This window comes from Pedobacter panaciterrae, assembly GCF_013204795.1.
Taxonomy (GTDB): Bacteria; Bacteroidota; Bacteroidia; order Sphingobacteriales; family Sphingobacteriaceae; genus Pedobacter; species Pedobacter panaciterrae.
Genome location: NZ_JABMKW010000017.1, coordinates 177,605 through 189,973, shown reverse-complemented (window position 1 = coordinate 189,973; position 12,369 = coordinate 177,605). Strand labels below are relative to the sequence as shown.

Here is a 12,369-nt window from a genome sequence, read left to right as displayed (position 1 = left end):
TTGTTATATGGAAGAACAAAATAACGAGAACCAACTAAACATAGAACTTTCTGAAGAAATAGCAGAGGGTATATTTTCTAATCTGGCTATTATTACTCACTCTAATACAGAGTTTGTGCTCGATTTTATAAGAGTAATGCCAGGTGTTCCTAAAGCAAGGGTAAAGTCACGTATTATTCTTACCCCGGAGCATGCAAAGAGATTGTTAGCTGCAATGCAGGATAATATAGAAAAATATGAAGCTATAAACGGACGTATTAAGACTCAGGAAGAGCCTCCGGGTTTTCCAATGAACTTTGGTGGGCCAACAGCTCAGGCTTAAGCCAATGCCTGTTTAATGAAAGTGATGACTTCATCAGTGCGGTTTGGCTCAAACCAAGTGGTGTGGTCATCTCTTCTAAACCATGTTAATTGCCTTTTGGCAAAACGACGTGTATTTTGTTTGATTTTATCTACAGCTTGTTCAAGGTCAATTTCTCCATCCAGATAGGCAAAAAGTTCAGAATAGCCTACGGTATTTAAAGCATTGTAGCTTCTATAATCCTTTAAGGCCTTTACTTCATCCAGTAAACCCGCATCCATCATCAGATCAACCCTTAAATTGATTCTATTGTAAAGTATTGCACGGTCTGTATTTAAACCAATTTTAATGATATTAAAGGGTCTTGTTTTTTTACTGTTGGTAAGAAAAGAAGATAATTTCATTCCGGTTGAAAGAAAAAACTCCAGACCCCTTATCATTCGTTGGGGATTAGATTGATCCACTTTAGCATAATATTCAGGATCATCCCTGCTTAACTGATCTTTTATTGCCTCAATCCCCTCTGTTGCGAGCTGCTCATTGAGTTGTTCACGAATGTTGATATCAGTGGCAGGAAGATCATCCAAACCTTTACATACAGCATCTATATAAAGACCTGAACCTCCAACCATAACCAAAAGGTCATGCTTTTTAAACAATTCATCCATTAGTTTAAGCGCTTGTATTTCAAAGTCACCGGTACTAAATAATGTATTTACACTATGTGAATTAATGAAATGATGTGGCGCGGCAGCTAATTCCTCGGCAGAAGGTTTAGCAGTACCAATTTCCATCTCTTTAAAAAATTGTCTGGAGTCTGCAGAAATTATTTCGGTAGAAAACTGCTTAGCTATTTCGATAGCTAAGGCAGTTTTACCTATTGCAGTTGGGCCTACAATAACAATTAAAGTTTTACCTGATGCCATAGCCGGCACTAATAATCCTCTTTGCTATTGTATTCTTCGTCTTCGTAGTTGTCATTATCAGAGAATTCATCTGCTCCGTCTTCCGATTCCTCTTCAGCATCCTCATCCTTCTCTTCCGTGTTAATTCCTCTGCCACCCATTGCTTCGATTTCATCCGTGTCTTCAGGGACAAAATCCATTTCATTTAGGAAATCGAAATCTGTAGACACCGGATTTGAAGATACGGCAACCGATCCAAAATTATTCTTGTCGATAATTTTAGGGGCCTCTCCAGTACTTTTAACAAGGTATGGATATTCGATGTTAGGATCTGTTTCCAGGATGATCTTTATCAGTTCAACATGAAAATCAAAGGGGCGGTCAAAATTATATATGTAGTAGAATTTTTGATGCGGGTCTTCAATGAAGCTGCTTAATTTGGAATTTTCCATTAATGCTACGCCCCGATCAGTTTTACGCTGATTAGGCAAATAGGCTATTTCATCGCCTTTTATCCAATTATCTGTGCTCACAAAAAAGGAAGAAGATTTTTCGGCAGAATAACCGGTTGAGCGGTGAACTGCTTTATGTAAATCTTCAAATGTTTGGGTCGATTTAATATCTATTTCCCTTACTACTTCATCGAAATCTTCGAAACTTATTCTAAATCTATAAATTGCCATTTGAGCTTATTTTCTAGCTATAAAATTAAAAAATAAAATATACTTTATATAATTGTATTAATGAGTTACTGGTAAAAGCCCCAGTTCCTTTGCTTTTTTAAGCATAAACTGTAAAGCTTCCTCGTAAGAGTTGGTTATTTCTCCCTCCAAAATGGCCTCACGAATGGCGTTTTTGATGATTCCCACTTCTTTTCCTGCTCCCAAGCCGAATACCTTCATAATGTCATTTCCTGAAATTGGTGGTTGCCAATTTCTGATCTTGTCACGCTCTTCAACATCTTTAAGCTTTTGCTTAACCAATTCAAAGTTGTTTCTATACTTTTTTACCTTGTACTCATTTTTGGTCGTTACATCAGCATTGCAGAGCAACATCAAACTTTCAATATCCTCTCCAGCATCAAACAATAGCCGTCTAACTGCTGAGTCGGTTACTACTTCCTGTGCCAGTACGATAGGGCGTAGGTGTAGTTGGACCAGCTTTTGAACATACTTCATCTTTTCATTAAGAGGTAGTTTAAGCTGACCAAAGATTTGAGGTACCATGCGTGCGCCTTTATCTTCATGGCCATGAAAAGTCCAACCATGACCTTCTTCAAAACGTTTTGTCGCCGGTTTGGCAATATCGTGTAGAATTGCAGCCCAGCGCAACCACAGGTCATCAGTTACGGTGCAAATATTGTCGAGGACCTGCAAGGTATGGTAAAAGTTATCTTTATGCCCTTTCCCTTTAATGATCTCAACGCCATATAAGTTGGCCATTTGAGGAAATATCAGGTGCAATAAACCGGTATCAAATAAATACTTAAAGCCTATTGAGGGTAAGGGAGATAGAATAATTTTATTAAGTTCATCAGTAATACGTTCCTTTGAAACGATACTGATACGTTCTTTTTGTTTTTTGATAGCGTTTATTGCAGCTTCATCAATAGTGAAACCAAGCTGACTGGCAAAGCGAATGGCACGCATCATACGCAAAGGATCATCAGAAAAAGTAAGTTCAGGATCCAGAGGAGTTCTGATTAATTTATTCTTAAGATCTTCTATACCGCTAAAAGGATCTATGAGACTTGCGTAATTATCTTTATTTAAAGAAATTGCCAGCGCATTTATGGTAAAATCGCGTCTGAGCTGGTCATCTTCAATTGTACCATTTTCGACAATTGGCTTGCGTGAGTTTGCGCGGTAAGATTCTTTTCTTGCACCTACAAATTCTATTTCCAGATCCTGAAATTTAAGCATTGCTGTACCGAAATTCTTGAAAATAGCTACTTTGGTTTTCAGTTGTGCACCAACTAATTCGGCAAAATTGATTCCATTTCCAAGTACAACTATATCGATGTCTTTTGATGGCCTTTGCAAAAAAATATCGCGTACATACCCGCCAATAACATAAGCTTCAATGTTGTGTTTCGCAGCTATCCCTGCAAGAACTTTAAAAACAGGATGTTGTAGGTGTTTTTCCATTACTGAGTTTGCAAAAGTAGTAAAACTTACCTTCTAATAAAGGAAAACTGTCCTCCGGGAGCTAATTTCATTATAGTTGATGGTTTTCTATCAACGTTTAAGTCTTGCTCCCAGTCAACAATATAGTCAACCGCATCCTTAATCTCATCACTTATCTCATCGAAAAACTTTGGAGTAGGTTCTCCGGATATATTGGCAGAAGTGGAGGTGATGGGCTTACGGAAGCGTTGTATTAACTGTTCACAGAAATCATGTTTCACAACTCTTACACCTACGCTTCCATCAACATTAATTACATTTTTTGCCAAGTTTTTTGCTCCTGAAAAAATAATGGTTAGCGGACTTTCAGCATATTCAATCAAATCGTAGGCAACATCAGGGATTTCGGTAACATAGCTCTGCAGTTTAGCATCAGTATCTAATAAAATGATAAAACTCTTATCATTGCTGCGTCCTTTGATGGCATTTATTTTTTCTACAGCCTGCTCATTGGTAGCATCACAGCCCAAACCCCATACTGTATCGGTAGGATAAAGGATTATACCACCATCCTTTAGTACAGTCAGCGCCTGTTTAATCTGATCATTTAACATATATGAGTTTCTTTTAGTCTATAAAAGTAGGCAAATTTCGTTTTTTATTGACCTCAGTTTTTAATTTGTTGTATATTTCGCCTCAATTTTAAATGTGATATGAAAATTGCCTTCGATGCAAAGAGAGCCTATCATAATAATACAGGGTTAGGGAACTATAGCAGGACATTGATCCAGGACCTGTCCCGGCTTTATCCTAATAATGAATATTTTTTGTTAAACCCTAAACCTTCAAAAAAATATTCACTAGAAAATAATAATATACATCAGGTTTTACCTAAAGGATTTTTCTCCCGCAAACTTTCATCCTTATGGAGGAGCAAATGGATGATAAAGGATTTACTGGATCTTGGTATCGAGCTTTATCATGGACTAAGTCACGAAATTCCGGTAGGTATAAATAAAACACCTATTAAGTCGGTTGTTACCATACACGATCTGATTTATGAACACTTCCCTGAACAGCATAACCCTTTAGATGTTAAAATCTATCGAAGAAAATTTAAACATGCCTGCCAGTATGCCGACAGGGTAATTGCAATTAGTGAGCAAACCAAGAGAGATATCGTAGACTTTTATCAAACAGACCCAAATAAAATTGATGTTTGTTACCAAAGTTGCGATAACAGCTTTAACCCATCAATTTCGGACAATCATAAACGATTAGTAGCTGATAAATTTAGCCTGCCAGAAAAGTTTTTCCTTTCCGTTGGCTCTATTATAGAAAGAAAGAACCTGCTCAATGTCTGTAAAGCGGTTCAAATGTTAGTAAAGGATACAGCAGTTAATTTAATTGTGATTGGAAAGGGGAGTGGTAAATACAAAAACGAGGTTGACAGTTTCATTGAAAAAAATAACCTGAACAGTAAAATAATCTTTCTTTCTGATATTAGCTCTGCGGATCTGCCAGCAATATATAGCCTGTCGGAGGCATTGATTTATCCTTCCTATTTTGAAGGTTTTGGTATCCCGGTACTAGAGGCTTTAAGCGTAGGCGTGCCCGTTATTACCTCTTCAGTTAGTTGTTTGCCAGAAGCAGGTGGCGATGCCGCGTTATACGTTAATCCTGATAGCTATGCTGAAATTGCAGATTGTATGTTAAAGATATTAAAGGGGGGAGAGGAAGTGCAGAACATGATCAAAAAAGGATTTGTACATGCCGAAAAGTTCAGCAATAAAAACTGTGCAGAACAAGTCATGAAGACCTATCAGGCTATAATGAAAGAGCCTGATCATAAATAATGATACAGGCTCTTAATATAAATTTAAGCTTCTTATACTGAAACGTTGTTTTCTCTTAATGCATCATTAAGTGAGGTTTTTTTATCAGTTGATTCTTTACGTTTGCCAATAATTAGAGCGCATGGAACGTGATATTCACCAGCTGGGAATTGTTTAGCATAAGTTCCCGGGATAACCACAGAGCGAGCCGGCACAATACCTTTATACTCAACTGGAGTGCTTCCGGTAACGTCTATAATTTTTGTAGATGCAGTTAGTACTACGTTTGCTCCCAATACAGCTTCCTTTTCAACACGAACACCTTCAACAACTATAGCTCTTGATCCTAAAAAGCAATTGTCTTCAATAATAACAGGTGCAGCCTGGATCGGTTCAAGAACGCCACCAATACCAACACCACCACTTAAGTGAACATGTTTTCCAATCTGAGCACATGAACCAACAGTAGCCCATGTATCAACCATAGTACCTTCATCTACATAAGCACCGATGTTTACATAAGAAGGCATCATAATTACACCTTTAGCCAGATAAGCGCCATAACGTGCACTAGCACCAGGTACTACTCTTACTCCAAGTTCTTTATAATTGGTTTTTAGTTTCATTTTATCATGAAACACAAAAGGTCCTGTTTCAGTTACTTTCATCTGTCTGATGGGGAAGTAAAGAATAACAGCTTTTTTGATCCATTCATTTACACCCCATGAATTTAGAATAGGTTCAGCCACGCGCAATTCACCTTTATCTAACTGCATAACTACGGTTTCAATTGCTTCACAATGTTCCGTATATTCTAATAAAGTTCTGTCTTCCCAAGCGGCTTCTACTAACTTTTTTAATTCTGCTATCATGTTGTTTGTTTATTTTTTGACAAAATAAATGAATTTTATGTATAGCGCATTGTTTTTTGCCATATAATTATTGTTTTTTTTATTCGTATTTATCAATTCCTGATGGTTCTTATGTATTTTTGATTTTTTATGACTGAAAAGGAAAAATTACGTATTGATAAATACTTGTGGGCAATAAGATTATTTAAAACCAGAAGTTTAGCCACAGAGGCCTGTAAGGCAGGTCGCGTTAAATTTAATGGTCAAAATCTTAAGCCATCTGCTATCGTAAAACCTGGTGATGTTTACCAGGTATCAAAAGGGATAGAAAAAAAATTAATAGAGGTAGTGGAACTTTTGTATAACAGGGTAGAATCTAAAATTGCCGTAACTAAATACAAAGACATCACCCCGGTCGAAGAAACACATGCATTCAAATCCATGTTCCATGCTCCTGCATTAAAAAGAGACAGAGGATCTGGCCGACCAACTAAAAAGGATAGGCGCGAAACCGACGATTTGATAGGGGGGATGTTTGAAGAAGAAGAGTAGTTATTCCTTTTTTATCAGACGCATCCGATAAGCCTGGGTGGCCGTTTTTCCTAATTTTTTAATCAGCTGATAATTGGCAACCGCCCCAACAGCGGCACCTACTACTGGTAGCAACTGAGCCAGCTTAGCAATATCAATATAATCGCGATATTCCTGTTGAAACGTTTTCCAGTCGAAATTGTCAGAACTTTCCGGTAGTACAATTAATTTTTGATCCCAGTCCTGCATATGCAGAAATACCTTTGCGGCACCTTCTTTACTTGAAAAAGCCAATTGGAAAATGTAAAGAATGTATAAGCGTTCCCGAAAATCCTTTACATCGAAACCATATAAAGCAGCAATTTCAAAAAGCATTTTCATTTTAATGCCAACAAGAATTGGGAAGTCGGCCATACTCATTAAAAAACCTCCGGCCCCGGTTATCCCCCCTTCAGCAGCTCCGGTTTTACAGTAACTGTCTATTTTTTCGCGCACCAGCGCTTCCCTATGAATCAAACTCATTCCCATTGGAGGGGTGGAAGAAGTAGTATAAGTAGAACCAAAAAGAACAGCCTTTGTCATTCCCTTAATGGCAGCAGTAATTGTATTATGAACCTTGTCGGGAATATAGGTGTTTATCTTTTTCTGAATACCATCTGTAACCTTGCTCAAAGCAGATGGTTTCTTAAGAATATCCCTTTTCCAAAACTCCAGTTCAATCTCTACTTTTTGCTTATAATTGTCCATTCTGCAGGGTTTTTTGGCATTGTCATTACACTGTTTGGTATAAGACGTAACAAGGCAGTTCCAAGTTACAGAAAAGATTAGTATTCTGTCTTCTCTGCAGTTTTACTCCAAAGCTTAAAGGCTCTTTGAGCCTCATCTCTAAGCATTTGCTTAAAAGGAAGTACACGGTCAGCCATAGATTTATGAATTTCATCATAAATGAACTTGTCGCTAAAGCCTATATCCGCTGCGTCTATTTTTGTATTTGCGTAATAGATAGTGTCAATCCTTGCCCAGTAAACAGCGCTTAGGCACATAGGGCATGGTTCACAACTAGTATAGATCACACACCCGCTTAAATCAAATGTTTTAAGTTTTTTACAGGCCAGTCTTATCGCAGCAACCTCCGCATGTGCTGTAGGGTCGTTACTTGCTGTAACCATATTGGCACTTTTAGCAATAACTTTCCCGTTTTTTACCACAACGGCACCAAAAGGGCCACCCATCTTTTCTAAAACATTTTCTTCAGAAAGCTGAATCGCCAGCTTCATGAATTTCTCGTGCTCTTTTAATTTGTCCATATTAATCGTGGTGCAAAAAAAATGCCCCGATAATTCGGGGCACATATATGTTAATAAATCAGCATTATTTTGTTGCTGGTTTGTAAGTATCGTTTAGTCCAATAATAACCTCACTGGTTACATCTAAACTTTCGTCAGCAAATAAAATTGCACTGTTTCCTTTAGAGTAAGTCAACACCATTTTATAGCCTTTCTTTTTTGCATAACCTTTCAAGTAATCAGCAACTTTATCGTAAAGTTTTTCGTTTTCAGTAGCTTGTTCAGTTTGAAGTGCAGCACCAGCATTTTGCTGATATGCCTGTAATTCTTGTTGTTTACGTGCTAATCTTTCTTCAGTTTTAGCTCTTTGATCAGCGGGTAAAGTATTTGCCTGTTGTTGGTAAGCAGCAACCTCACGTTGAAACGCTTGTTGTTTTGACCCAAGATCAGCTTGTGCTGTTTTAGATTTTGCTTCTAATTTTACTTTAATGTCTTTAAAATACTGATATTTTGTTAGTAATGAATCAGAGTTCACGTAAACAATTTTCTCATTATTTGAAACAGTAGTTGGCTCAGATTTAGTAGCTGCGCCAGCCTTCTCTTCTTTATTCTGACAAGATGCCATTAAAGAAACTATGGCTACAGCAGTAGCTATACTGCCTAATGTTGATTTTGTTTTCATTAGTGTTTAATTTGTTTTTTCTGGGTTATAAATCTATCCTCTTGCCCATTTCTGAGTGATAAATTTCAACAAATATAAAATTTCAAATTTAGTATCCTAAAGAACTGTTTTTTTTCGGATGTTTTTTGGCTGTTTTAAGTCAAATAGTTATCCACATTTGCCGTTAATTGGCCATAAATGGTTAAATTTGAGTCTAATTGTTTTATTTAAAAATATGAGCGAAGAAAAGGATCCTAATTCAAATTATTCGGCAGATAATATACAGGTTTTAGAAGGTTTAGAAGCGGTGCGGAAGCGCCCTTCGATGTATATAGGCGATACAGGAGTTAAAGGTTTACATCACCTGGTGTATGAGGTTGTAGATAACTCGATTGATGAGGCATTGGCAGGACACGCCGATACCATTTATGTAAATATTCTTGAAGATAACTCGATAAGAGTTGAAGATAACGGACGTGGTATTCCAACAGGAATTAACACAAAAGAACAGAAATCCGCACTAGAAATTGTAATGACAGTTCTACACGCCGGTGGTAAATTCGATAAGGATACTTACAAAGTATCTGGGGGTTTACACGGGGTGGGGGTAAGTTGCGTAAATGCATTGTCAACCCATTTAAGAGCAGAAGTACATAGAGAAGGAAAAATCTGGGTACAGGAATACAATATTGGTAAACCACTATACGAAGTAAAATCTATTGGCGAAACCGATAAACGTGGCACTATAGTAACCTTTACGCCTGACCCTACTATATTTACACAAACTACAGAATATCGTTATGATACACTGGCTTCAAGATTAAGAGAGCTATCTTTCTTGAACAAGGGGATCAGATTAACCCTTACTGATGAGCGGGAAGTAAATAACGATGGAACTTTCCGTACAGAACTTTTCCATTCTGAAGGTGGACTGAAAGAATTTGTTCAGTTCCTTGATGGCAATCGTCCGTCGCTAATTGCTGAACCAATTTATGTTGAAGGAATCAAAAATGGTATTCCTGTTGAACTTGCTTTGCAGTACAACGACAGCTATGCAGAAAACGTTCACTCTTATGTAAACAATATTAACACACATGAGGGTGGTACACACATTGCCGGTTTTAGAAGAGGTTTAACCAGAACTTTAAAAGCGTATGCTGATAAATCAGGATTGCTTAAAGGAGTTAAATTTGAAATCACCGGTGATGATTTTAGAGAAGGCTTAACTGCAGTAATTTCTGTTAAGGTTCAGGAGCCTCAGTTTGAGGGTCAAACTAAAACTAAATTAGGTAACTCTGAGGTTATGGGTGCGGTTGATATCGCAGTAGGTGAGGCCCTTGGTATTTACCTTGAAGAATATCCGAGAGAAGCTAAATCAATTGTTAATAAAGTAATTCTTGCGGCTACTGCCCGTGCTGCGGCGCGTAAAGCTCGCGAAATGGTACAGCGCAAGAGCGTTATGGGAGGTTCGGGCCTTCCTGGAAAACTTGCCGATTGTTCAGATAGCGATCCGGAAAAATGCGAACTATACCTGGTGGAGGGAGACTCCGCAGGTGGAACTGCCAAACAAGGTAGAGATCGTAACTTCCAGGCCATCCTGCCTCTAAAAGGTAAGATCCTGAATGTTGAAAAAGCAATGGAACATAAGATCTACGAAAATGATGAGATCAAAAATATGTTTACTGCTCTTGGCGTAAGTATTGGTACTCCAGAGGATGATAAAGCCTTAAACCTTACCAAACTTCGCTATCATAAAATCGTAATCATGACGGATGCTGATATCGATGGATCTCACATTACCACTTTGATTCTTACCTTCTTCTTTAGGTATATGAAAGCCTTAATAGAGGCCGGATATGTTTATATCGCTGCTCCTCCGCTGTATCAGGTTAAAAAAGGTAAAGAATTTGAATATTGCTGGAATGACCAGCAACGTGATGCTGCCGTACAGCGTTTAAAAGGTGCTGGTAAAGAAGAAAGCGTACATATTCAACGTTACAAAGGTTTGGGAGAGATGAACGCGGAGCAACTGTGGGATACAACTCTTGATCCGGCAAAGCGTACATTAATGCAGGCAACAATTGAAAATGCTGCAGAGTGCGATCATACATTCTCTATGCTTATGGGCGATGATGTTGCGCCAAGAAGAGAGTTTATTGAAAGAAATGCTAAGTATGCTAAAATTGATGCTTAATTTTTAAGCTTTCAAGAATATGTAAAAGAGGATGGTCATGATTATGATACATCCTCTTTTTTTGTCCAATCGATTTTTTGGTGCCATTTATCTATGAGGAATTGGATTGTTCCTTAAAATAGATTATAAGAAACAACAAGGGTTTTTAAACGGATACTAAAAGGAGTTAATAGAGAATTGCCCCTATTAACTCCCTGTTTGATCCCTATAAGAAATATTTTAAATATTTACTTATAAAGGAATAGTTTCATCTTTTTGTAGTTAATTACTGCCTGATATTTCAAGAGCAAATCGCTCCCTATAATTCCAATAATAGGTGGGTGGCCCAGATTCTCATACGCCTGGTTTACGGTTTCCAAATCCAGTGCTACTGTTTCGTAATCCTTTAATACAAGGCTGCCAATTTTTATAGCCGGTATTATCGCTTGCAATGTACTTGAGGTAGAGAATAATGTAGTGGCCTGTGTCTCTTCGCTATGTTCCAGTTCCTTAAGGTGTTCTTTAACAAAGGTTTTGTCAAAAACTGACCTGGACGCTCCTGTGTCAACAACGGCAAATAACTTTTGTCCAAAAACAACAATTTCCACCAGCAGGTGGAAACCGTCGTCTTGTAAGCTTATTAATATTAAGGGTATTGAGATTGGTCTCATTTAAGCAGATCTGTATACCCTCGTTTAAACGAGTTTCATTTCATAAAGTACGTCATTCATGTTACGAACAGCATCAGCACTTTTGTTAAATGTAGCTTGTTCAGTATCACTTAATTTAATATCTAGTATTTTTTCGGCACCGTTTTTACCAAGAATTACCGGAACAACCAATGAAATATCTTTTTGTCCGTATTCTCCTTCAAGGAACACGCCGGATGAGATCAGTTTTTTCTGGTCGCGTACAATGCTTTCAACCATTGCAGCAGTACCTGCACCGGGTGCGTACCATGCCGATGTGCCAATTAGTTTAGTTAAAGTAGCACCGCCTACCATGGTGCTGGCAACAACTTTTTCTTGTTGCTCTTTGCTTAGGAATTGAGTAACAGGGATGCTATTCCAGGTGGCATGGTTAATTAAAGGAATCATAGTTGTATCTCCATGACCGCCAATAACCATGGCATTCAGGTCAGCTGGAGAACAGCCTAATTCCTGACTTAAGTAATATTTAAACCTTGATGAATCTAAAGCACCACCCATTCCTATTACACGGTTTTTAGGTAGTCCTGAAGTTTTTAAGGCGAGATAATTCATGGTGTCCATCGGGTTCGAAACCACGATGATAATGGTGTCAGGAGAGTGTTTTAAGATATTTTCGGCAACGCCTTTTACAATGCCGGCGTTAATTCCAATTAACTCTTCGCGAGTCATGCCCGGTTTACGTGGTAAGCCCGAAGTTATAACCACAACTTCAGATCCTGCCGTGCTGGCATAATCGTTGGTAACACCGGTAATTTTAGTGTCAAAGCCTAATAGAGCGGCCGTTTGCATCATATCAATTGCCTTGCCTTCTGCAAAACCTTCTTTAATGTCCAGTAAAATTAGCTCTTCAGCTAATTCTTTTCTGGCAATATTATCTGCACAGGTAGCGCCAACGGCACCTGCACCTACAACCGTTATCTTCATAAATATAGTTTTTTACATATGTTACCTTCCCTTCGAAGTTAGAAAAATACATGAGTTTAAAAAATG

The 12,369-nt window shown here is 38.0% G+C and carries 14 protein-coding genes; 4 read left to right on the top strand and 10 right to left on the bottom strand.

The features are described from left to right. The first annotated feature begins 7 nt into the window (after positions 1-7). Entirely contained in the window at positions 8-322 is a 315-nt protein-coding gene (locus HQN86_RS12030; protein ID WP_048907295.1) for a DUF3467 domain-containing protein, read from the top strand. Here HQN86_RS12030 and miaA read toward each other — a convergent pair. Genes miaA through HQN86_RS12010 form a run of 4 tightly spaced genes read right to left on the bottom strand, consistent with a single transcriptional unit; the run spans position 319 to position 3,946 of the window. Beyond that, positions 319-1,227: a tRNA (adenosine(37)-N6)-dimethylallyltransferase MiaA gene (gene miaA, locus HQN86_RS12025; protein ID WP_172661226.1), complete on the bottom strand. Its 909-nt coding sequence runs from the start codon at positions 1,225-1,227 to the stop codon at positions 319-321. The two genes, HQN86_RS12030 and miaA, sit on opposite strands and share 4 nt — an antisense overlap. Positions 1,228-1,235: 8 nt before the next feature. Beyond that, positions 1,236-1,889 carry an IS1096 element passenger TnpR family protein gene (locus tag HQN86_RS12020; protein ID WP_172661225.1) on the bottom strand — a complete coding sequence of 218 codons (654 nt, stop codon included), beginning with the start codon at positions 1,887-1,889 and terminating at the stop codon, positions 1,236-1,238. A 57-nt stretch (positions 1,890-1,946) separates the two neighbouring features. Beyond that, a complete protein-coding gene (locus tag HQN86_RS12015; protein WP_172661224.1) occupies positions 1,947-3,353 on the bottom strand; it encodes a CCA tRNA nucleotidyltransferase in 1,407 nt (468 codons plus the stop codon). Positions 3,354-3,379: 26 nt separating this feature from the next. Then, positions 3,380-3,946 carry an L-threonylcarbamoyladenylate synthase gene (locus tag HQN86_RS12010; protein ID WP_172661223.1) on the bottom strand — a complete coding sequence of 189 codons (567 nt, stop codon included), beginning with the start codon at positions 3,944-3,946 and terminating at the stop codon, positions 3,380-3,382. Positions 3,947-4,045: 99 nt separating this feature from the next. Here HQN86_RS12010 and HQN86_RS12005 point away from each other — a divergent pair, with 99 nt between their 5' ends. Beyond that, on the top strand, positions 4,046-5,188 hold the full coding sequence (locus tag HQN86_RS12005; protein ID WP_172661222.1) for a glycosyltransferase family 4 protein: 1,143 nt from the start codon (positions 4,046-4,048) through the stop codon (positions 5,186-5,188). Positions 5,189-5,220: 32 nt separating this feature from the next. On the opposite strand, the gene HQN86_RS12000 is transcribed toward HQN86_RS12005, so the two are convergent. After that, positions 5,221-6,039, bottom strand: coding sequence for a 2,3,4,5-tetrahydropyridine-2,6-dicarboxylate N-succinyltransferase (locus tag HQN86_RS12000; RefSeq protein WP_048907289.1), 819 nt, complete (start codon positions 6,037-6,039; stop codon positions 5,221-5,223). 129 nt (positions 6,040-6,168) lie between these two features. On the opposite strand from HQN86_RS12000, the gene HQN86_RS11995 reads away from it, so the two are divergent. Further along, positions 6,169-6,570: an RNA-binding S4 domain-containing protein gene (locus tag HQN86_RS11995; protein WP_172661221.1), complete on the top strand. Its 402-nt coding sequence runs from the start codon at positions 6,169-6,171 to the stop codon at positions 6,568-6,570. On the opposite strand, the gene HQN86_RS11990 is transcribed toward HQN86_RS11995, so the two are convergent. From HQN86_RS11990 to HQN86_RS11980, 3 genes are all read right to left on the bottom strand, one after another. Then, positions 6,571-7,296 carry an EcsC family protein gene (locus tag HQN86_RS11990; protein ID WP_172661220.1) on the bottom strand — a complete coding sequence of 242 codons (726 nt, stop codon included), beginning with the start codon at positions 7,294-7,296 and terminating at the stop codon, positions 6,571-6,573. It lies immediately after the preceding gene. Positions 7,297-7,373: 77 nt separating this feature from the next. Beyond that, positions 7,374-7,856 (bottom strand): nucleoside deaminase, encoded by a 483-nt coding sequence (locus tag HQN86_RS11985; protein ID WP_172661219.1) that lies wholly within the window; start codon positions 7,854-7,856, stop codon positions 7,374-7,376. Between the two features lie 64 nt (positions 7,857-7,920). Beyond that, positions 7,921-8,517: an OmpH family outer membrane protein gene (locus HQN86_RS11980; RefSeq protein WP_172661218.1), complete on the bottom strand. Its 597-nt coding sequence runs from the start codon at positions 8,515-8,517 to the stop codon at positions 7,921-7,923. A 214-nt stretch (positions 8,518-8,731) separates the two neighbouring features. On the opposite strand from HQN86_RS11980, the gene gyrB reads away from it, so the two are divergent. After that, a complete protein-coding gene (gene gyrB, locus HQN86_RS11975; protein ID WP_172661217.1) occupies positions 8,732-10,690 on the top strand; it encodes a DNA topoisomerase (ATP-hydrolyzing) subunit B in 1,959 nt (652 codons plus the stop codon). A 227-nt stretch (positions 10,691-10,917) separates the two neighbouring features. On the opposite strand, the gene HQN86_RS11970 is transcribed toward gyrB, so the two are convergent. Beyond that, complete coding sequence (locus HQN86_RS11970) at positions 10,918-11,340, bottom strand: retropepsin-like aspartic protease (RefSeq protein ID WP_172661216.1); 423 nt, start codon at positions 11,338-11,340, stop codon at positions 10,918-10,920. A 24-nt stretch (positions 11,341-11,364) separates the two neighbouring features. Next, complete coding sequence (gene mdh, locus HQN86_RS11965; RefSeq protein ID WP_172661215.1) at positions 11,365-12,303, bottom strand: malate dehydrogenase; 939 nt, start codon at positions 12,301-12,303, stop codon at positions 11,365-11,367. Positions 12,304-12,369: the final 66 nt, after the last annotated feature.